Annotated in this window: 10 protein-coding genes and 1 tRNA gene; 5 read left to right on the top strand and 6 right to left on the bottom strand. The window is 72.3% G+C overall.

Translation table 11 applies throughout. The annotated features are described in order from the left end of the window. Positions 1 to 127 precede the first annotated feature (127 nt). A complete protein-coding gene (locus tag WMF29_RS43695) occupies positions 128 to 1,513 on the top strand; it encodes a DUF4388 domain-containing protein (RefSeq protein ID WP_437325963.1) in 1,386 nt (461 codons plus the stop codon). Between the two features lie 206 nt (positions 1,514 to 1,719). Here WMF29_RS43695 and WMF29_RS43690 read toward each other — a convergent pair. The 6 genes from WMF29_RS43690 to mxcH form a co-directional block, all read right to left on the bottom strand. Continuing rightward, positions 1,720 to 1,806 (bottom strand) — tRNA-Ser (locus WMF29_RS43690). Positions 1,807 to 2,149: 343 nt separating this feature from the next. After that, positions 2,150 to 2,437 carry a hypothetical protein gene (locus tag WMF29_RS43685; protein WP_437325962.1) on the bottom strand — a complete coding sequence of 96 codons (288 nt, stop codon included), beginning with the start codon at positions 2,435 to 2,437 and terminating at the stop codon, positions 2,150 to 2,152. Then, complete coding sequence (locus WMF29_RS43680; RefSeq protein WP_437325961.1) at positions 2,430 to 2,777, bottom strand: hypothetical protein; 348 nt, start codon at positions 2,775 to 2,777, stop codon at positions 2,430 to 2,432. Before WMF29_RS43680 ends, WMF29_RS43685 begins: the two co-directional genes overlap by 8 nt. After that, on the bottom strand, positions 2,770 to 4,377 hold the full coding sequence (locus WMF29_RS43675; protein ID WP_437325960.1) for a PepSY-associated TM helix domain-containing protein: 1,608 nt from the start codon (positions 4,375 to 4,377) through the stop codon (positions 2,770 to 2,772). The genes WMF29_RS43680 and WMF29_RS43675 overlap by 8 nt, the downstream gene beginning before the upstream one ends. Positions 4,378 to 4,425: 48 nt before the next feature. Further along, positions 4,426 to 5,691 carry a hypothetical protein gene (locus WMF29_RS43670; RefSeq protein ID WP_437325959.1) on the bottom strand — a complete coding sequence of 422 codons (1,266 nt, stop codon included), beginning with the start codon at positions 5,689 to 5,691 and terminating at the stop codon, positions 4,426 to 4,428. A 53-nt stretch (positions 5,692 to 5,744) separates the two neighbouring features. Beyond that, the gene (mxcH, locus tag WMF29_RS43665; protein WP_437325958.1) at positions 5,745 to 8,429 is read right to left on the bottom strand and encodes a TonB-dependent siderophore myxochelin receptor MxcH; all 2,685 of its coding nucleotides are present in this window, start codon (positions 8,427 to 8,429) and stop codon (positions 5,745 to 5,747) included. 611 nt (positions 8,430 to 9,040) lie between these two features. Here mxcH and WMF29_RS43660 point away from each other — a divergent pair. The 4 genes from WMF29_RS43660 to WMF29_RS43645 are packed head-to-tail and all read left to right on the top strand — an operon-like array spanning position 9,041 to position 21,820. Continuing rightward, on the top strand, positions 9,041 to 14,386 hold the full coding sequence (locus WMF29_RS43660; RefSeq protein WP_437325957.1) for an amino acid adenylation domain-containing protein: 5,346 nt from the start codon (positions 9,041 to 9,043) through the stop codon (positions 14,384 to 14,386). Further along, positions 14,383 to 17,637 carry a type I polyketide synthase gene (locus WMF29_RS43655; protein ID WP_437325956.1) on the top strand — a complete coding sequence of 1,085 codons (3,255 nt, stop codon included), beginning with the start codon at positions 14,383 to 14,385 and terminating at the stop codon, positions 17,635 to 17,637. The genes WMF29_RS43660 and WMF29_RS43655 overlap by 4 nt, the downstream gene beginning before the upstream one ends. Beyond that, positions 17,634 to 19,430 carry a cyclic peptide export ABC transporter gene (locus WMF29_RS43650; protein ID WP_437325955.1) on the top strand — a complete coding sequence of 599 codons (1,797 nt, stop codon included), beginning with the start codon at positions 17,634 to 17,636 and terminating at the stop codon, positions 19,428 to 19,430. The genes WMF29_RS43655 and WMF29_RS43650 overlap by 4 nt, the downstream gene beginning before the upstream one ends. Next, on the top strand, positions 19,427 to 21,820 hold the full coding sequence (locus tag WMF29_RS43645; protein ID WP_437325954.1) for a penicillin acylase family protein: 2,394 nt from the start codon (positions 19,427 to 19,429) through the stop codon (positions 21,818 to 21,820). Before WMF29_RS43650 ends, WMF29_RS43645 begins: the two co-directional genes overlap by 4 nt. The last annotated feature ends 30 nt before the right edge of the window (positions 21,821 to 21,850 follow it).

Raw genomic sequence — 21,850 nt, 5'->3', positions numbered from 1 at the left:
CGCCGCACCACCGCCGCCGCCGCGACCGCGCGCGCTGTGCTCTGCCTCGCCGCGCGCGGCCGGTCGCGTTGGCCTTTATGTTTGCAGGCCGCGCACTTCTGGTAGGGTAGGGCCTGTATCCTTCGCCATGGCCTCCCCGGCGCGAGTCCTCGTTGTCGATGACAGCCCGACCATCCTGAAGGTCGTCAGCGCCATCCTCGCTCGCAATGGGTTCGACCCGACCGTGGCGCGCGACGGGCTCGCGGGGATCGAGCTGGTCAAGAAGGGGCCGAAGTACGATCTCGTCCTCCTCGATTTCGTGATGCCGAGGATGAACGGCTACGCCTTCTGCCGGGAGCTCCGCTCGAACCCGTCGCACCGCAACGTGCCCGTGGTCCTGATGAGCGCCAAGGGCGACAAGCTCAGGGGGCAGTTCGTCCAGCAGACCGGCGCCGTCGACGCGATCACCAAGCCGTTCGACGCGCGCGCGCTCGTCGCGGTGATCGAGGGCGCGCTCTCGAAGGCGGCGGAGGGGCGCGCGCGGCCCGTGCCCGAGGGCGCGAAGATGCCCGACGAGGACACGATCGCCGAGAGCGTGCGGCCGAGCCTCCTCGCCAGGAGCATGCGCCAGCGCGCCGGCGCGGAGTTCGCGCAGCAGCTGTCGACGGTGATGACGCCGGCGATCATGAGCCTCTCGCTCGAGGCGCGGACCAACGAGGCCGCGGTGATGCAGGCGGTCGCCCGCGTGATGACGAGCGAGGTGGTCTCCAAGCTGACCCTGACGCTCCGCGATCTCGACGACACGCCCGCGGACGCGAAGGAGGTGATGAGCGGCGACGTCTCCGCGATCCCGCTCGCCGAGATCCTCCAGCTGCTCCAGATGCAGCGGCAGACGGGCGTGCTTCGCGTGACCACGAACCGCGCGTCGGTCACGATCTCGCTCCGCCAGGGGCTCATCGATCTGGTGCAGGCGCGCAACTCGTCGGACGAGTTCAAGCTGGGGCGCTACTTCATCGAGCGCGGGCTCCTGACGCGGGAGCGGCTCGAGGCGCTGCTCCGCGCGAAGCGGCCGCACGCGCTGCTCGGCCAGGTGCTCGTGGAGGCCGGCGTCGCGACGAACGACGACCTCATCGCCGTGCTGGAGCGGCAGTCGAGCGAGCTCATCTACGAGGTGCTGCGCTGGCCGTACGGGCGCTTCTCGTTCACGCGCGAGCCGTTCCGCCCCGAGGTCGAGCAGGCGCACCTCGGCCTCCCGGTGTCCGCGCTGGTGCTCGAGGGGTTCCGGCGCGTCGACGAGTGGCGGCTCATGGAGGGGACGATCAACTTCGACCAGGTGGTGGTCGTGGACCAGGTCGCGCTCGACGGCGTGGGCTCCGGCAAGCTGACGCGCATCGAGCAGCTCGTGCTCGGCGCTGTCAACGGCTCGCGCACGGTGAACGAGGTGATCAAGGAGAGCGCGGTCGGCTCGTTCGACGCGATCAAGACGATCTACCAGTTCCTTCAGTCGCGGGTGCTGAGGACCAGGGCGGCCTGAGCGCCGCGGCCGCGAGGGCCATGCGGTCCCGTGTGAGGCCGCGCGAGGCCGCGACGGCGCGATGACCGCCGACGCGTCGCGCACCGCAGCGGCACGAGCGAGCGCGGCCCGCATCGCCGCGGGTCGTCCGTTTGTGTTCGCGTGTTTCGCGTGTTCGCGGTGCTCAGGCCGCCGCACGATGGGCGTAGCGCTGAGCGTTCTCGCGGCGGAGAGGGCGGGATTCGAACCCGCGGATCAGTTTCCCGATCGCACGCTTAGCAAGCGTGTGCCTTCAGCCACTCGGCCACCTCTCCTGGTACCCAGGATGGTCCGCCCGCCCCGTGCTCAGCGCAGGAGCAGCGCGGACCTCGATACATGACGATAGAAAGAACGCTGGCTCGTCGACGCTCGGCGCGGCGGCGAGGGAGCGGCAACATACCAAAGAGGTTGTCGCCGTGCACAAAAGATCGTGCAGGGGGATGCCGGTGGCGACGGATCTCGCGGGGGCGGGACGGACGGCGCGGGAAGCGGGCCGTCAGGCTCGGCCCTTGGCGCTCGGATCGGCCGGGAACCGTCGACGAACGAGGGGCGCCGAAGGCGCCGGGCCAGCGCCGGTCGCCAGGAGGTCGCCAGGAGGTCGCCAGGATCGCGCGTCCGTCATTGCGGCACCACGTAGGCCAGGGCCAGCAATACGGCGCCGAGCGCCGCGCAGACCCCCCACGCGCGGGCCGCGCTGCGGGCCAGGAAGGCGAAGCACATCGCCGCGAGCCAGAGCGGTACCACGAGCGAAAAACCGAGGGCGGCCCGCGTGCTCTCGGCGAACGGCGCGAATCGCGCGAGACACACGCTCGCCAGGACGGCGAGCGGGAGCGTCCCGACCAGCGCCGCGAGCACGCGCAGCGCGGCGTCGAGCCGGGCGAGGCGGGCGAGGTGGCGACTAACCATGGCGCGCTCCGAGGAGCGAGAGCGCGGCGATGGCCGGCGGACACAGGAGGGCGAGGCCCCAGACGGCGCGCGGCCAGACCGGCGCGAGCAGGACGAACGCGCTCGCGGAGCAGAGGAGCGCCGCGAAAGGCACGAGGAGCGCCGCCGCGCCGGCCTCGGCTCGGCTCCACAGCCACACCGACAGCGAGAAGAAGGCGACGGCCAGGGCCCGGGCCGAGGCGCGCCATTCGCGCCTCGCGCGCAGCCGCGCCGCGACGCCGAACGGCAGGCGCTCGGGCCGCGCCCCGTGGAGCAGCGCGAAGGCGAGGTACGCCGAGAGGACCGACGCTGTCTCAACCATGGGTCGCCGTCTGCCGCCTGGCCACGAGCCCTGCCCCGCCGTGAGCCAGCGAGGGCGGCGGCGCGCCCCGCGTCGGCAGGAGCCGCGCCTCGGGTCGCGAGCTCGCCCGGCGAAGCGCCCACGCCGAGGCGCAGAGCGCCGCGGCCGCCAGCAGGAGCGCGACGTCGACGGCGACGACGGCGCCGAGCTTCGGCCCCGCGCCGAAGAGCCCCGCCCCCGACCAGCGCGCCGCGAGCGCGGGGACCGGCAGCAGCAAGAGCCCCGCGAGCCCGAGCTGGCGTGACCAGAGGCGCCCGCCGTCCCGCGCGGCGAGCGCCCAGGCGACGCAGAGCCCGAGCGCAACGAGGAACGTGAGCTCCTCGGCTACGACACGGCCGCTCCAGTCGAGCGGGAATGCCCGGCTCACGAGGAACAGCGCCGCGATCGCGACGACGGTCCCCGCGCCGAAGCCCACGGTGAGCCGCGCGAGGAGGCGGTTGCCGACGCGCTCTTGCCGCGCCTCCCGTCGAGCGAGCCAGATCCAGTTGCCGGTGAGGATCGTGGCGCACGTCGCCAGGGCGAGCGCGAAAAACAGGACGCGAAGCGTGACGCCGCCGAAATTCGCGAAATGGAGCCCATAGATCCAGCGAATCACGCCGCTGCGCCCGCCCTCGGCGCCCGGCGCGTCGAGCGAGAGGACCGCGCCGTCGACGGCCCGCAGGCGCACGATGCTGCGCGAGAACGGGACGCCCTCGATCGATCCGCGGATATCGACGGTCCCGCTGTCGAGGCCGTGGTGCCGGACAGAGAACACCTCCGGCACGAGCCCGGGCGCGGCGGCGCGCGCGCGGGTCAGGTGCTCGTCCAGCGTCAGGCCGCGGGCGGGCGCCCCGCGCGCGGGCTCGTCCGCAAAGGACGCTCCCCAGGCCACCTGGTCCGCTCGAGCAGCGTCTCCGCCGAGCACGGGATTCGTGAACACCGGCACGAGCAACCCCAGGAACACGAAGAACGCGCCGGTGTAAGCGAAGAGGACCTGAAACGGCAGGCCCATCACGCCGAGCACCTTGTGCATGTCCGACCACAGGACACGGCGCGTCTTGTCCGGCCGGAACTGATGAAACTGCCGGACGATATCCTTCAGGTGGATGAGCACGCCGGTCGCGAGCGCGAGCAGGAGCGCGACACACAGGAGGCCGGCCACATAGAAGAGCCACACGCCGGTGACCCTGTGCCAGAGGTAGTGCAGCTCGAAGAGGAAGTCGGACAGCCGCTCGCGCTCGGGCACGAGCGGCTCCTCTACCCACCGCGAGACCCGCTCACCCTGCGAGAAGTAGAGGAGCCGCGCGACGCCCAGCCCGCCCTCCGGCGGATAGAGCCAGAGCTGCTCGGGCGTCGTCCCCGCGGCGGCGAGCCCCTGATCGAGCGTGGCCTGGAGCCCCACCTGCTCGATCGAGGAGCGCTGCTGGGTCAACGGCTCCTCCCACACCTCGAGCTGCCTCCGGAAGAGCGCGATCCCCCCCGACAGGAACATCACATAGAGCAAGAGCCCACCGATCACGCCGACCCACGCGTGTACGTCCCAGAAGGTCGTGAAGGCATGGCGGGAGAGCTTCTTGGCCATCGCGAGTCACCTTGTCCCCTCACGCGGAGCGCCGCGCGCCGCTCGTCCTCATCGCACCTTCGCCAGACCGTGCAGGTACCCCGGCGCCGTCAGGCCGAGCTTCGGGCCGCCCTCGGCCGTGAGCTCGATCAGCGTGCTCTCCGTGGAGCCGTTCTTCTCGTCGATCGTGAAGACGCGGCCATCGACCTCGAAGAAGGAGACGTTCGCGGGCGAGGGAGCCAGATCCTGGATCTCCTTGGCCTCGTTCGTCGCTGTATCCCACCGCCACCAGCGCCACGCCGGCTGGCTCGTGATCTGAAAGGTCTTGGTCTCCTCGTCGATCGTGGCGAGGCTCTCCTCGAACACCCGGAGGAAGAGGCTGTCCCCGCCCGCGGGGATGGGATCACCCACGATCGCACCGCCGGCCAGCTCGCCCAGGCTCAGGGCGAAGTCCGGGTCGAAGGCGTCTGCGTCCTTCAGGACGCGCAGCGCGCAGGGCTCGGTCTCCAGCCGCTCGATGTGATAGGACGCTCCCGCGAGCGCCGAGCTCACGAAGTAAGCGTCGCCGGAGGCCGTCTCGACGGACTGCGTGATCCCGGCGCACCGGTCGTCGACGTCGAAGCGCACGACGGTGTCGGTCTCGGTGTCGATCACGACGAGCCCTGTCTCCGGGACGATGGTGTCGGTCGTCTGCCAGTCGAACCACCCCACCGAGAAGAGCAGCGTCTTGCCGCGCAGGACCGAGCCATATCCGTACACCGCCAGGTGGCCCTCGCGGTGGGTGTCCGGCAGCGGGATCGTCCCCTCTACCTCCATCGTCGTGGGGTTCCACACGACGATCTGCTCGCCAGCGCGATCCGGGTGGTACGCCTTCGTCGGAGAGATGATGTAATTCGTTTGCCAGAGGTCCTGCACGCCGAAGGGCTGGAGGCTGATCGCGTCTCCCTTGACGAGCGCGTCGCCGTTGCCGAGCGTGTAATGGGAGATCGTCGGCGACTGGCCGTCACCGATGCCGAACCAGCCCTGCCCCTCGAACGCAAACAGCCTGGCCGATCCGGGGATCTCGAGCGCCTGGGTCGGGTCGACCGGCGTGCCTGCCTCGAGCGACGACACCACGTGGAAGTAAGAGTTGGTCGCGGTGTCGTCCCAGACGCGTGTGGCGACGACGAACGCGTCGCCGCCGTTGCTGCCACCACCGGTACCGCCCTGTTCGACGGGGCTCGACGTCTCGTCGTCCGCGCAGCCGCCGCCGAGCGCGCCGGTCAGGAGCACGAGCGCGAAGGCCGTCGCGCTCGTCCGGTTCGATGGCCGCTGCTTCCGCTGAATCCCACGCATCTGAGTCTCCTTCTGTCGCGCGAGCGAGAGAGCTCGCCTCGACATCGTCGTCATCACATCTCCAGCGTCGCCTTGGAGAACAGCGTCCGCCCGGGTCGCTGGGTACCGTAGAAATCGAAGGCCGGTTCGTTGGTGAGGTTGTGCGCCTCGATGGTGAAGCTCACCGTGCGCGGCGCGTCACGCGCGACGTAGGTCAGCGCGAGCGAGTGAAGGAGCTGCGAGGGCACCTTGGCCTTGGAGTCGGGCCGCCCCCAGTTCTCGAAGCCGAGGTAGAACCGATGCACGTAGCGCGTATCCCAGGTGAGCGAGATCGCGTCGCGCGGCGCGACGATCTCCTGGAGCTGCAAGCGCGCCGAGCCGTTGGCGAAGAGCCACGGCCGGTTCGGCATCCGTTCGCCCTCGGAGCGAGCAAAGTTCCCCTCGTCCGACGTCTTGCGGAAATCGTCGTAGGTGATGTTGCCGTCGAGGGCGACGTGCTCTCCCGGCGATGTCCAGCCGGCGGCGGCCTCGACGCCCAGCGACCGGGCCCCCGAGACGTGGATGTACTGGATCGAGTCCGTGCGGTTGTTCAGCACGATGAGCCGCTCGACCGCGCGGAGAAAGCCGTTCGCGTCGAGCCGCCACGCGCCCCACGCGGTGTCGCACGCGTCGATCGTGAATCCGAGGTTTCCATTGTGGCTCGTCTCGGGCTTGAGCTCGAGGTTGGGGACGATCATCGCCCCGTCGCCGAACACCTCGACGGGCCGCGGGAGCCGCGTCGCCCACTCGTACGACGCCTTGGCGTAGAGCCACTCGGAGAAGCGATAGCGAAGGCCATCCCCGACGCCGATGCGATGGGTGTCGCGCTCTTGCCGGCCGAAGCGCCCGTCGAGCCCCGGGAGGCGCCCCTTCATGCGGAGCAGCTGCACGTAGTCCTTCACGAAGGCGCTGTTCTCCAGGCGATCGTCGAACAGGTTGAGCTGATGCTCGACGCCGTGCACCCAGGTGAACAGGCTGTGTCCGCCCCGGAGCTGCTCGCGGTCGTCGTTGTCCAACCTGCGCTCTTCCGCCGTGCGCGCGATGAACGTCGGAGACACGGAGAGCTGCAGCGCGTGCTCCGGGTGGGGCCGGTAGCGGAGGTTCAGGCGGCCGAGGCCGCTGTGCTCCCGGAACACCCGGTCCCGGGGGCGCGGCCCGTCCTCGCCTGGGATGGTGCGCTTGCTGATGCAGCGGCCTGACCAGGCGTAGACGCACTCGCTGACATCGAGGAAGGTGGCGCGCCCGTACGTGTACCCGAGGAGCGCTTCGAGGGCGACGCCTCGGCCGATCCCGTGCTCGTACTGGAGCGTCGCGCCCGGCACGGTCTCGCCGTTCGTGACCTCGCCATAAGGCGTCTTCATGACGCCGAACTTGTGCTGATGCTCCTTGTCGTAGTCGGTGACGAAGGCGCGCAGGAGCAGCCGCCGCGCCCAGGGCCGATTCACGAAGCCGAGCTCGGCGCTCCCGCCCGCCGCCCGGTAGGCGTCGTGGAAGCGGCGAACACGGGTGGGCTCGGAGTCCTCGCGTCCGGTCGTTGTGTTCGCCAGCACGACGTCGACCGGATAGTCGTTCTTCGCGTAATCGAAGAAGCCGTTCACGCGGGTGAAGAAGCCGCTCGGCTCGTGCAGGTGCCTCGCCGTGAGGGAGAGCCGGTGGGTGTCGTAAGAGCCGACCTCGTAGGACGCCGCGCCGTGGGTGCCGCGGACGTCCCGATCGGTCACCAGGTTGACGGCTCCGCCCAGCGCGTCGGCGCCGAAGCGCACAGGCACCACGCCGCGGTAGATCTCGACGCGCTCGACGAGGTTCACAGGCACGTTCGAGACGCCGAACGGGTAGCCCGCGAGATCGAGCGGCACGCCGTCGATGAAGAAGCGGATCTGTTCGTCCGTGAGGCCGTTCAGCGAGAACCGCGCCCACGAGCCGAGCCCCGCGCTCCGCCGCACGCCGACGCCCTGGGTGCGGGCGAGCACCTCGCCCAGATCGGCGGTTCTGCGCTGCGCCTGCTCGGTCTCGATGACGGTGATCGCCTGCGCGGATTGCCGGAGGCGCTCGGCCATCGCGGCGCCGCGCACGGTCACCTCGGCGGGCGCTGCGTCGCTGGCCTGGTCGGGCCCTGTGGCCGGCGGAGGAGCTGCGTTGTTGTTGGCCGGGTCGGGCCCTGTGGCCGGCGGAGGAGCTGCGTTGTTGTTGGCCTGGTCGGGCCCTGTGGCCGGCGGGAGCGTGGTCGCCGCCGTGCCCGTTGTCGCGACCGGGCTTCCACCTGTCGCCGGGGAGGCGGGCTCGGCCGGGGGCTCCTCGGGGAGCCGGAACTCGTAGCTGTAGAGGATCCGTACAGCGATCGGCGTGCCGCCCCGGCGCGCCGGCGTGAAGCGGGATCGGAGCGCCGCGGCGCGGGCGGCGTCGTCGAAGCCGTCGCCGATTGGACCCGTGACCTCGGCCTCGGTCACGCGCCCCGTCGCATCGATCAGGAGCTTCAGCACGACCTTGCCCTCCCGTCGTGCCGCTCGGGCCTCCTGGGGGTACTCGGCCTCGGCGAGCTCGAGCAGCCGCGGCGGCTCGATCCGGGGGCCTTCAGCGCCGGGCGGTGAGCGCTCCAGGTCGGGCGAGCCGGTGGCAGGCGCGTCCACGCGCGGCTCTCTGTCCCCCCCCGCGCGCTCGGGCGCGCCTCCATCCTGAGCGTGCGCCGGTGCCTGCAGGCCGAGCAGCAGGAAGGTCAACACGCCTGCAAGTGGGCCTCGAAGCGCGAGAGCACCTCGCGCCACCGCGTCCACCTTGAACCTGGCCCGCGGCTCGGGACGCGGCGGTTGGGGAACCGAACTGACCAACATGTCCGAACTTTTCGGTACCCAAGATGAAAACAGAATTCAATTTCATTCGTTGACCGGGACGCATCGTCCAGAACTCAAGATTCCATCTATGGTGGATTCTCCGTGCGCCTCCGGGCCGTGACTTGATCCCTCCGAGGTGGACCTGGAGCGCCCCGCTGACCGGGCCGCTCCTCGTCCGGCCACGCCCCGACAGAGCTTCCTCCGGCACCCGGAGCCGGCCCCCGTCCGCCGCTCCGCTCGCCCTCGTCGCGCATCGTCGCCGGCCGGTGTCGGTTTTTGCCTTGACACCAGTCGGATCGGTATTCCATACAACCGCCTCTGAGAACTTGATCATCATTTTCATTTTCATCAGCACGTCGACAGGCGCGTGTCGCGGTCGCTGAGGGAGCCGTCAGGCATTTCGAGCTCGCGACGCTCTGCGTCAGCAGGCTCGAAGCCCGGGGCCTGGTGAACGCGACTGCTTTTCACCGGGCTTTCTTTTTCGGTCTGGAGCTGAGGTGGCGATGGAGTCGAACCGATCCCCTGGGCGTGCGATCAACGAGCGCGGCGGCGGCGCGAACGAGCCTGCGACGCTTGTCGCGCTCCTCCAGCGCCGCGCGGAGCAGCGCCCGTCGGGGCACGCAACCACCTTCCTTGTCGACGGGGAGGCGGACACCCGCGCGATGACGTACGGCGAGCTCGATCGGCGGGCGCGCGCGGTCGCCGCGGAGCTCCAGGGCGGCGCGCGGGCGGGTGACCGCGCGCTCCTGCTGGTGCCGCCGGGGCTCGACTTCATCGCCGCCTTCTTCGGCTGCCTCTACGCGGGGCTCGTCGCGGTGCCGGTCCCGCTGCCGCAGCGCAAGAGCGGGCTGATGCGCGTGCTGGCCATCGTGCGCGACTGCCGGCCGAGCGTCGTGCTCACCACCGAGGCGTTCCTTGGCGCGGTGACGATGCTCCGCGACGACCCGAGCTTCGCCGAGCTGAGCCACCTGCGCTGCATGGCCGTCGACACGATCCGGGGCGGCCAGGAAGACGCGTGGCGAGCGCCGCGCGTGACCGCCGAGACCGTGGCGTTCCTCCAGTACACGTCGGGCTCGACCGGGACGCCCAAGGGCGTGGTGCTCACGCACGGCAACCTGCTGCGCAACGAGCTGATGATCCAGCGCGCGTTCGCGCACACCGAGGAGAGCGTGATCGTCGGGTGGCTGCCGCCGCACCACGACATGGGGCTCATCGGCAACATCCTCCAGCCGCTCTACGTGGGCGTGCCGTGCATCCAGCTCGCGCCCGAGCACTTCCTGATGAGGCCGCGGCGCTGGCTGGAGGCGATCTCCCGCTACCGGGCCACGACGAGCGGCGGGCCGAACTTCGCCTACGAGCTGTGCATCCGGAAGATCCCCCCGGAGCAGCGGGAAGGTCTCGATCTCGGCTCATGGAAGGTGGCCTTCAACGGGGCCGAGCCGATCCGGGCGGCGACGCTCGACCGCTTCGCCGAGGCGTTCGCGCCTGCAGGGTTCCGGCGCGGCGCGTTCTATCCCTGCTACGGGCTGGCCGAGGCGACGCTGCTCGTGACCGGCGGAGCGGCCGATGCGCCGCCCGTCGTGCGCGCCGTCGACCGCGCGGGTCTGGCGCAGGGATACGCGGCGTTCGAGCCGCGCAGGCCGGAGGACGGTGTGTCCCTCGTGGGCTGCGGGGGATCACCCGCGGGCGACGAGGTGCGGATCGTCGATCCGGAGACGCTCAGGCCCTGCAAGGACGAGCGCGTCGGGGAGATCTGGGTCGCCGGAGCGAGCGTGGCCCAGGGCTACTGGGAGCGGCCGGAGGAGACGGCGCTGACGTTCGAGGCCCGGCTCTCGACGGGAGGAGGGCCGTTCCTGCGGACGGGCGATCTCGGGTTCTTCTCACGCGGCGAGCTGTACGTGACGGGCCGGCTCAAGGACCTGATCATCGTCCGCGGGCGCAACCTCTACCCGCAGGACATCGAGCTCACCGCGGAGGAGAGCCACCCGGGCCTCCGCGCCGGCGGGGGCGCGGCGTTCTCGGTGGACGTCGACGGCGAGGAGCGCATCGTCATCGTCCAGGAGCTCGGGCGGCGCGCGCCCGCGTCGGGGCCGGCGGAGCCGGCGGAGCTCGGGGCGGCGATCGAGCGCGCCGTGGCCGATCGGCACGAGGTCGCGGTCCACGCGGTGGTGCTCATCAAGCCGGGGAGCCTGCCGCGGACCACGAGCGGCAAGGTGCAGCGGAGGGCGTGCCGCGGCCGGTTCCTGGAGGGATCGCTGGATGTGGTGTGGCAGTCGGCGCTCGACGCGCGCGTCGAGGCCGAGAGCGCGGAGCCGCCGCAAACGGCGCTGGAGACGACGCTGGCAGGCATCTGGGCCGAGGTGCTGGGGCGCGCGCAGGTCGGCCGGAGCGAGGAGTTCCTGAGCCTGGGCGGCGATTCGCTGCGGGCCATGCAGGTGAGCGGCCGGGTGAGCGAGGCGCTCGGCATCGACGTGGGACCGGCGCAGCTCTTCGAGTCGGCGACCGTCGCGGCGCTCGCGGCCTGGATCGAGGCGAGGCAGGCCGGCGCGCCCGCGGGCGGGAGCGCGCCGGTAGCGCCAGTAGAGCGGCCGGAGCGGCTTCCGCTGTCCCTCGTGCAGGAGCGCCTCTGGTTCCTGGAGCAGCTGGTCGCGGGGGCGCCGGTCTATCACATCGCGGCGGCCGTGCGGCTCGCCGGGGGCCTCGACGCGGGGGCGCTCGAGAAGGCGGTGACGGAGCTCGCGGCGCGCCACGAGGCCCTTCGCACGAGCTTTCCCTCTGTCGAAGGGAGGCCCGTCCAGAGGATCGCGCCGCCCGCGCCGGTCGCGCTGCCGCTGGAGGACATGAGCGCTCTTGCAGACGAAGCGCGGGAGTCCGCGCTGCAAGCGCGCCTGCGCGAGGAGGCCCGGCGCGCGTTCGACCTCGCCGAGGCGCCGCCCGTGCGCTGGGCGCTCCTCCGCACGGGCGAGCGAGAGCACGTGCTCTCCGTGACTTGCCATCACCTCATCGCGGACGGCTGGTCGATGAACGTGCTCCTGCGGGAGCTCTCGCTGCTCTATGGCGCCTTCGCCGCGGGGCGGTCCCCGGCGCTCGCGCCGCTCGCGCTGCAGCAGGCGGATCACGCGCTGTGGCAGCGCCGGAACGAAGGGGCGGCGGCGCGCGAACAGGAGCTCTCGTACTGGCGCGACCGGCTGAAGGGGCCTGTGCCTCCCCTCGAGCTCCCCACCGATCGACCGAGGCCTCCAGTCCAGACCTACGCTGGGGCGCGCGAGGAGCTCGCGCTCTCACCGGAGCTCGTGGCGCGGCTGAGCGCGCTCGGGCGGCGCACGGGCGCGACGCTGTTCACGATCGTGGCGGCGGGGCTCTTCTCGCTGCTGCACAGGTACACGGGCCAGAGCGACGTGTGCATCGGGACGCCGGTCACCGCGCGGCCGCGGGCGGCGCTGGAGGGCGTCGTCGGGTGCCTGCTCAACACGCTGGCGCTGCGGGTCGACCTCTCGGGCAATCCGAGCGTGACCGAGCTCCTCGCGCGCGTCCGCGCGGCGGTCCTGGAGGGGCAGGCGCACCAGGAGGCGCCGTTCGAGCGCGTCCTCGAGGCGCTCTCGCTCGAGCGGAACCTCAGCCACACGCCGCTGTTCAACGTGATGATCGCCATGGATCCCGCGCCGGAGCAGGCGCCGGAGATCCCTGGCCTCACGATCGGCGTGCAGCGGGTGGACACCGGCACGGCCCAGTTCGATCTGACGCTCGGCCTCACCCTGGACGCGCAGGGGGGTGCGCGGGGAGCGTGGGAGTACAATACCGATCTCTTCGATCGCGCCACGGCCGCACGGATGGGGCGGCACCTGCTCGCGATCCTCGACGGGCTCGCCGGCGGGCCGGAGGTGCGCCTGGCCGATCTCCAGGTGATGGACGCGGCCGAGCGGGAGCAGCTCGTGATCGGGTGGAACGCCACGGACGCCGAGGCGCCGCTGGATCGCTGCGCCCATGAGCTGATCGAGGCGCAGGTGGAGAGGACGCCGGAGGCGGTGGCGGTGGTGTCCGGCGCGGAGGCGCTGACCTACCGCGAGCTGAACCGGCGAGCGAACCAGCTCGCGCATCACCTCCGGTCGCTCGGCGTGGGGCCCGAGGTGCCGGTGGGGCTCTGCGTGGAGCGGTCGATCGACATGGTGGTGGGCATGCTGGGCGTGCTCAAGGCGGGAGGCGCGTACGTGCCGCTCGACCCGAGTTACCCCGACGATCGACTCCAGTTCATTGTGGAGGACACCGGCGCGCCGGTGCTGCTCACGCAACAGCACCTCGCGGCGAGGCTGGAAGGGCGAGGAGCCAGGACGCTGTGCCTGGACACGCAGCGAGAGAGGATCGAGCGAGCGCCGGGCGGCAATCCAGAGCGCCGGGGGACGCCGGAGTGCCTGGCGTACGTGATCTACACCTCGGGTTCGACGGGAAAACCGAAGGGGGTGATGATCCCGCACCGGGGCCTTGTCAATTACCTGAGCTGGTGCGTGGAGGCGTACCGGGTGTCGGAGGGGCAAGGCGCGCTCGTGCACTCGTCGATCGGGTTCGATCTGACGATCACGGGGCTCTACGCGCCGCTGCTCGCGGGCGGCCGGGTGATCCTGGCAGGCGAGGTGGAGGGCGAGGGGCTGGCCCGGGCGCTCTGCGAGCAACAGGGCCTGAGCCTGGTGAAGCTGACGCCCGCGCACCTGGCGGTGCTCAACCACCTCGTCAGGCCGGAAGAGGCGGCGCAGCGCACACGGGCGTTCGTGATCGGAGGAGAGGCGCTGAGCGGGTCGACGCTGCAGTTCTGGCAGCAGAACGCGCCCGAGACGCGGCTGATCAACGAGTACGGGCCGACCGAGACGGTGGTCGGCTGCTGCATCCATGAGGCGGGTCGCGGCGAGGGAGACGCGGCCTCGGTGCCGATCGGCCGGCCCATCGCCAACACGCAGCTTTACGTGCTCGACCGGAAGCTCGAGCCCGTGCCCGTGGGCGTCTCCGGCGAGCTGTACATCGGAGGAGCAGGGGTGGCGCGCGGCTACCTGAACCGCCCTGCGCTGACGGCGGAGCGGTTCGTGCCAGACCCGTTCCGCGCGGAGGCGGGAGCGCGGCTGTACCGGACAGGCGACGCGTGCCGGTGGCGAGGGGACGGGACCCTGGAGTACCTGGGCCGGCTCGATCACCAGGTGAAGATCCGCGGATACCGGATCGAGCTCGGCGAGATCGAGAGCGTGCTGATGCAGCACGAGGGCGTGCGCGAGGCCGTGGTGGTGGCGCGGGAGGACTCGCCGGGCAACAGGCGACTCGTCGGCTACGTGACGGGGCGAGACGGGACGGCGCCGGAGCAGGAGGCGCTGCGGGCGTGGGCCGCAAAGGCGCTCCCGGGCTACATGGTGCCGACACCGATCCTCGTGCTGGAGCGATTGCCGCTCTCGCAGAACGGCAAGGTGGACCGGCGCGCGCTGCCGCCGCCGGAGGCGCTCGCCGCGACCGCCAGGGACACGACGCCGCCGCGCACCGAGCTGGAGCGCACGCTCGCGGCGATCTGGCGAGAGGTGCTGTCGGTCCCGCAGGTCGGCATTCACGACAACTTCTTCGATCTTGGCGGACACTCGCTCTTGCTGGCCAAGGTCCACAGCCGGCTGCGCGACACGGTGGACCGGGATCTGCGGCTGCTGGTGCTGTTCCAGCACCCGACGATCGCCTCGCTCGCGGCGGCGTTGAGCCGGGATCCCGGCGCCGAGGCGGCGCCGCAGGGCGGTGCGCCGGACGGCGAGCGGGCGAGGGCCGCGCAGCAGCGGCGCGGGGAGATCTTCGCGCGGCGGCGCGGCGGACTGGAGACAAAGAAATGACGACACCGATCGGCGGCGAGCCCCGCCCGGGTCTGGACATCGCGATCATCGGCATGGCCGGGCGCTTCCCGGGCGCGCCGGACGTGGCGGCGTTCTGGCGAAACCTCTGCGCGGGCGTCGAGTCGGTCTCGATCCTCACCGACGAGGAGCTCCTCGGCGCGGGCGTGGACCCCGCGCTGATCGCGCGGCCCGAGTACGTGCGGGCGCGCGCGGTGCTCGACGACATCGAGCTGTTCGACGCGGAGCTCTTCGGGTTCACGCCGCGCGAGGCCGCGGCGCTGGATCCGCAGCACCGGCTGTTTCTGGAGTGCGCGTGGGAGGCGTTCGAGAGCGCCGGGATCGACCCGGAGCGCGCGGGCGGCCCGGTCGGCGTCTACGCCGGATCGAGCCTGAGCGGGTACCTGCCCCACCTCTTCCCCGACGGGCCGCGCCTGCAATCGGCGGCCGACATCGCGGCGCTGCTCGCGCTCGACAAGGACTTCCTCACGACCCGCGTGTCGTACAAGCTGAACCTGGAAGGGCCGAGCATCGCCGTGCAGACGGCCTGCTCCACGTCGCTCGTCGCCGTGCATCTGGCCTGCCAGGGGCTGCTCACCGGCGACTGCGATCTGGCGCTGGCGGGCGGCGCCTCCGTCAGCGTCCCGCAGAAGAGCGGGTACCTCTACCAGGAAGGCGCGATCGCGTCGCCCGACGGGCACTGCCGCGCGTTCGACGCCGCCGCCCGCGGCACCGTCGGCGGCAGCGGCGTCGGCGTGGTCCTCCTGAAGCGGCTCGACGACGCCATCGCGGATCGGGACGCGATCATCGCGGTGATCAAGGGATCGGCCGTCAACAACGATGGCCGGGCCAAGGTCGGGTACACCGCGCCGCGCATCGACGGGCAGGCGCGCGCGATCCGCGCGGCGCACGCGGCCGCGGGCGTGGACGCGGGCTCCATCACGTACGTGGAGGCGCACGGCACCGGGACGCCGCTCGGCGATCCGATCGAGATCGCCGCGCTGACCCAGGTCTTCCGCGCGACGACCGACCGGAAGGGCTTCTGCGCGATCGGCTCGGTGAAGACCAACGTCGGGCACCTGGACGCGGCCGCAGGGGTCACCGGGCTGATCAAGGCGGCGCTCGCCGTGGCCCGCGGGCGCATCCCGCCGAGCCTGCACTTCCGCGCGCCGAACCCCGCGCTCGACCTGGAGAACAGCCCCTTCCGCGTGGCCGCCGAGCTCACGGCGTGGTCGACGCCCGGCGCCCCGCGCCGCGCCGGCGTGAGCTCCTTCGGCATCGGCGGCACGAACGCGCACGTCGTCCTCGAGGAGGCGCCGCCCCCGCCGGAGGCGGACCCGCCCCGGCCGTGCGAGCTGCTCGTGCTGTCGGCCCGGTCGAGCGCGTCGCTCGAGCGCCTGACCGACGCGCTCGCGGAGCACCTCGAGACCCACGCCGATCTCGAGCTCGGCGACGTGGCGTTCACGCAGCAGCTCGGGCGCCGGGCGTTCGGGTACCGCCGCGCGGTGGTGTGCCGCTCGCGCGAGGAGGCCGCGCGCGCGCTGCGCGATCGCAGCGACGCGGTGCGCACGGGCGGGCCGGTGGCCGGACCGCGGGCGATCGCGTTCCTGTTCCCCGGGCAGGGCACCCAGCGCCCCGACATGGGCCGCGATCTCTACGAGACGGAGCCCGTGTTCCGGGCCGAGGTCGACGCCTGCGCTTCGCTGCTGCAGCGCCACCTGGGCACGGACCTCCGGACGCTGCTGTTCCCGGCGCCCGCGGACGTCGAGGAGGCCGCGCGGCGCCTCGATCGGACGTCGATGACGCAGCCGGCGCTGTTCGTCGTGGAGTACGCGCTCGCCCGGCTGTGGATGGCGTGGGGCGTGACGCCCGACGCGATGCTCGGGCACAGCGTGGGCGAGTACGTGGCCGCCTGCCTCGCGGGGTGCCTGTCGCTCGAGGACGCCGTGGCGCTGGTGGCGGCGCGGGGGCGGCTGATGGAGGCGACGCCGGACGGCGCGATGCTCGCGGTGTCCGCGGTTGAGGCGGAGATCGCGGGCTGGATCGGCGACGAGGTGGCGCTGGCCGCCGTCAACGGGCCGCGGCAGTGCGTGCTGTCCGGAAGGGCGGCGGCGATCCAGCGGGTCGAGCAGGAGCTCGCGGGCCGGGGGATCGAGGCGCGCCGGCTGCGCACGGCGCGGGCCTTCCACTCGCACCTGATGGACGGCGCCCTCGCGGCGTTCCGCGAGGCGGTGGGCAGGGTCACGCTGCGGACGCCGCGCATCCCGTGGGTCTCGAACGTCACCGGGACATGGATCACGGCGGCCGAGGCGCAGGACCGGGAGTACTGGGTCCGGCACCTCCGCAGCACGGTCCGCTTCGCCGATGGCGTGCGGACGCTGCGGGAGAAGGCGGAGCGGATCTTCCTGGAGGTCGGGCCGGGGCAGACGCTCACGGCGCTGAGCCGGCAGCTCGCGGGGGAGGCGCTGGCGCTCGCGTCGATGCCCATGGGGCGGGAGCCTGCACACCAGGGCGCGGCGGGGGCGGCGCTGCTCGACGCGGCCGGGCAGGTCTGGGCGGCCGGCGGTGCGGTGGACTGGGCAGGCCTGCAGGCGGGGCGGCACCGGCGGCGCGTCGCGCTGCCGGCGACCCCGTTCGAGCGAAAGCGGTACTGGCTGGAGCGCCCCGGAGCGAGGGGGGCGATCTCAACCTCGGTCGGCTCGACCTCAACCTCGGTCGGTTCGACCTCAACCTCGGTCGGTTCGACCTCAACCCCGGTCGGGACCTCAACCTCGGTCGGCTCGACCTCAACCTCGGTCGGTTCGACCTCAACCTCGGTCGGTTCGACCTCAACCTCGGTCGGGACCTCCGCGGCCGAGGAGGTGGCCGCCGGCGCTGCCGAGGGCCTGTCGCCCGACGCGGTGACGGCGCAGGTGACGGCCATCTGGGCGCGGGCGTTCGGCATCGAGCACGTCGAGCCCGGAAAGGGCTTCTACGACCTCGGCGGCGAGTCGCTCCTCGCCCTGCAGATCCTCAACCGCGTCCGCGAGACGTTCCAGGTGGAGCTGTCGCTCCGCGAGTTCCTCGAGCGGCCCACCGTTGCCGCGCTCGTGGAGCGCGTCCAGCAGGCCCGAGGGCAAGCGCCCGCGAGCCCCGAGCCGGCCCTGGTCGCGCTGCCCCGGACCGCGCGCCGGCTCCCCAGCGCCGGAGGCCCCAAGGCGCCGGCGCTCCCGGACGGCGAGCCGGGCGGCTCGAAGGCGAAGGGACGAAAGTGAGCGTGCTCGGCTTCCTCGTGCGCCGGTCCCGCCGGTCCCTCCTGCTCGCCATCGCCGCCGGCGTGATCAGCGGCCTCGCGGCCGCCGGCGTCATCGCGCTCGTCCACGAGGCGCTCTCCGCGGACGACCGCCCCGCTGCGCAGCTCGCCTGGGCCTTCGCAGGGCTCGCCGTCGCCGGCGTGCTGAGCAGGGCCGTCTCCCAGGTGCTCCTGACCCGGCTGGGACAGGCCTTGATCGCCGAGCTCCGCGTGCAGCTCAGCCAGCGCATCCTCGAAGCGCCGCTGCGCCACATCGAGCAGGTCGGCCCCCACAGGCTGCTCGCGACGCTCAACGACGATCCGGCCGTGATCTCGCAGGCGTACATCCACCTGCCCCTCCTGTGCGTCAACCTGGCCACCGTCCTCGGTTGCCTGGCCTATATCGGGCGGATCGCGTGGTCGGCGCTGGCGATCGTGCTGGGCGCGATGGCGCTCGGCGCCCTGCTCTTCCGGACGCACCAGCGGCGCGCGATGCGCGCGTTCACGCTCGCCCGCGAGACGAGCGACGCCCTGTTCCAGCACTTCCGCGGGCTGACGGGCGGGATCAAGGAGCTCAAGATGCACCGCGGGCGCGGGAGGGCGTTCCTGTCCGATGTCCTCGGCGGCAGCGTCACGACGTACGAGCGGGCGTTCGTGGCGGGCACGACCGAATACGCCGTCGCGATGGGCTGGGGCACGCTGCTCTTCTACGCCGTCCTCGGGATCGCCCTGTTCGCCCTCCCCGTCTGGGCAGGCCTGACGACGCCGGCGCGCTCCGGCGTGGTGCTGGCGATGCTCTTCCTGATGACGCCGTTCGCGCAGATCGTCGAGCTCCTGCCGTCCGTCGGGCGCGCCAGCATCGCGCTCGACAAGGCGAGCCAGCTCGGACTCGCGCTGACGCCCGAGGCCGCGGCGCCGCCGCGCGGAGGCGGCGCGGAGGGCGCGCGCGCGACGTGGGAGTCAATCGAGCTGGCCAGCGTCACGCACCGTTATTACCGGGAGAAGGAAGAAGGCAGCTTCCAGCTCGGGCCCATCGATCTGGCGTTCCGGCCCGGCGAGATCGTGTACCTCGTCGGCGGCAACGGCAGCGGCAAGACGACGCTGTCCCTCCTGCTGCTCGGGCTCTACGCGCCGGAGTCCGGCGAGATCCGGCTCGACGGCGCGGCCGTGGACGATGCGAGCCGCGATCGGTATCGACAGCTCTTCTCGGTCGTCTTCGCGGACTTCCACCTCTTCGAGCAGCTGCTCGGCCTGAACGGCCCCGACCTCGACGAGCGCGCCCGGCGCTACCTCGAGCGGCTGCAGCTCGATCACAGGGTGCGCGTCGAGCAGGGCGCCCTCCGCGTGACCGGGCTGTCGCAGGGGCAGCGCAAGCGCCTCGCCCTCATCACCGCCTACCTCGAGGACCGGCCGTTCTACGTGTTCGACGAGTGGGCGTCCGACCAGGATCCCCAGTTCCGGAGGTTCTTCTACACGGAGCTGCTCCCCGAGCTCCGGGCGAGGGGCAAGACGGCCCTCGTCATCACGCACGACGACCAGTACTTCGCGCTCGCGGATCGCTGCCTGCGGCTCGACTTCGGCCGCCTGTCGGAGCTGCCCGCGACCGCCGCCGAGCCGCGATCGGCGCCGAGAGAGCACGCCGCGAGCCCCCGTGTCGACGAAAGCGGTCGGGCCCGCTCGGCGCAGTTCCATCGCCTCCCCGTCGAGCGGCAGGCCGCGCTGGAGCCCAGCGCCAGCGGCCATGAGGCCATCAGAGCAACGGAGCATGAAGCATGAAGCGTGACATTCGATCACTCCTCGCCTCGGCGCTCGTCTCGCTGGCGGCCGCCGGCTGCGCGGAGAGAGCCCCGGGCGTGACCCGAGCCCCGGCGCAGCGCGCCGGCAACGCGACGACGCTGTCCGGCCTGGAGGACACCGTCACCGTCACGTCCGATCGGCTGGGGATCCCCACGATCCGCGCCGCCTCCCGGCAGGACGCGCTCCGCGCCCTCGGCCTGATCACGGCGCGCGACAGGATGTTCCAGATGGACCTGCTCCGCCGGAGCAGCGGAGGGCGGCTCGCGGAGATCCTCGGGCGCGGCCTGCTGGAGGCCGATACCCGGCAGCGCCAGTTCGGCGTCCCGCAAGCCGCGGCGGCGATCCTCGCGCGCCTGCCGGAGAGCCAGCGCGCCGCGCTCGACGCGTACGCCGAGGGCGTCAACGCGTACCTCCGGAGCCCGGAGGCGCTGCCCGTCGAGTTCCAGAAGCTGGGCTATCGGCCCGAGCCGTGGCGCCCCGAGGACAGCGTCCTCGTCGTGCTGGGGATGTTCAACGCCCTCAGCGAGAGCGAGGACATCGAGCGGACGCAAACGGTCCTGACACAGAGCCTCCCGAAGGGCGTGATGCCCTTCCTGCTCGAGAGCGTCGACCCGTACACGAGGTCGCTGCTCGGCGCGCAGGCCGCCGCGCCTCCGCCGCTGCCGGCCGAGGCGCTGCGAGCGCTGGTGGCGCAGGGCCGGAAGGAGCGGAAGGAGCGCCCGCCGAGCCGACGCGTGCTCAGCGAGGACGCCGGCGAGGCGCCGATCGGCTCGAACAGCTGGGCGGTGGCCGGCAAGAGGACGCGGGACGGCCGCGCCATCCTGGCGAACGACATGCACCTCCAGCTCGGCGTGCCCAACATCTGGTACCGCGCCGAGCTCCGCTACGGCGAGCGCGAGGTCGCGGGCGTGGTGCTGCCCGGCGTGCCCGTGGTCATCGTGGGGACGAACCGCCATGTCGCCTGGGGGCTGACAAGCCTCCTCGGCGACGTGATGGACCTCGTGCGGCTCGAGACCCTCCCCGAGCGCCCGGGCGAGTACCGGACGCCCTCCGGGTGGAGGCGGTTCGACGTCGCGCAGGAGACGATCAAGGTCCGCGGCGAGCCCGACGCGAGCGTCACCGTCCGCAGCACGATCTGGGGGCCCGTCGCGGCGCGGCCGCTCCTCGGAGCGCCTGTCGCGATCCGCTGGACGGCGCTCGATCCCGAGGGGGTCGACATCGGGCTCCTCGAGATGGATCGCGTCCGGAGCGTCGACGATGCCGTCGCCGTGATGAGCGCCGCCGGCGGGCCCGGGTGCAACGTCCTCTTGGCCGATCGAGCCGGCCGCGTGGCGTGGACGGTGACAGGGCGCATGCCCCGGCGCCGCGGGTTCGACGGCTCGGTCAGCGTCTCCTGGGCCGACGGGCGCGCCGGCTGGGACGGCTACCTGGCCCCCGCAACGTTGCCGCGCATCGTCGATCCGCCGTCGGGGTTCATCGTCAACGCCAACCACCGCATGCCGCTCGGCGAGGGCGCGCCGGTGCTCGGCCACGACTACGTGAACGGCTACCGCGCCTACCGCATCACCGAGCGCCTGCGCGAGGCGCGCCAGGTCGCCGAGGCGGACCTGTTCCAGCTGCAGCTCGATACGCGGGCCGAGTTCTTCGGCTTCTACCGCGACCTCGCGCTGCGCGCGCTCACCGGAGAGGCCGTGTCGAAGCGGCCGGCGCTCGCCGAGGCGCGGCGCGCGGTGGCCGCGTGGGACGGCCGGGCGGACGTGTCCAGCGTCGGGCTGCCGCTCCTTGTGCGGTTCCGGCGCGTCCTGGCCGACGACGTGTTCGCCGCGTGGCTCGGTGCGAGCCGCGCCGCGGAGCCGGACCTCGAGCTCGCGCTGCCCGACATCGACACGCCCCTCCAGCGCGTCCTCGACACGCACGCGCGCTCCGCCGATCTGGCGCCGGCGCCGGCAGGCGGATGGGACGCGTTCGTCCTCGCGGCGCTGGAGAAGGCCATGACCGCCGTGAAGCAGGAGAACGGCGGGCGGCCCCTCGACCAGCTCGAGTGGGGCGCGGTGAGCCGGGTGCGGATCGCGCACCCGCTCGGCGCGAGCCCGGAGCTCGCCGCGCTCCTCAACATGCCCGACGAGCCGCTCGCGGGGTGCGGCTTCTGCGTGCGCCTGGCGGTCCACGCGGTCGCCGCGAGCGAGCGGCTCGTCGTCTCGCCGGGCCACGAGCAGGACGGCATCCTGCACATGCCGGCCGGCCAGTCGGGCGACCCGCGGTCGCCCCACTACCGCGATCAGCAGCGCGCCTGGGTCGACGGGCGCCCGCTGCCGCTCCTGGCGGGGCCGGCCGAACACACGATCACGCTCGTTCCCGAGCGCCGCTGACGTCATCACCGCATCTCGAAACGGAGGAGT

The organism is Sorangium sp. So ce381, from assembly GCF_051473845.1.
GTDB lineage: Bacteria > Myxococcota_A > Polyangia > Polyangiales > Polyangiaceae > Sorangium > Sorangium atrum.
Note: the sequence above shows the minus strand (reverse complement) of the source record. Positions and strands in the feature narration are given on the sequence as shown.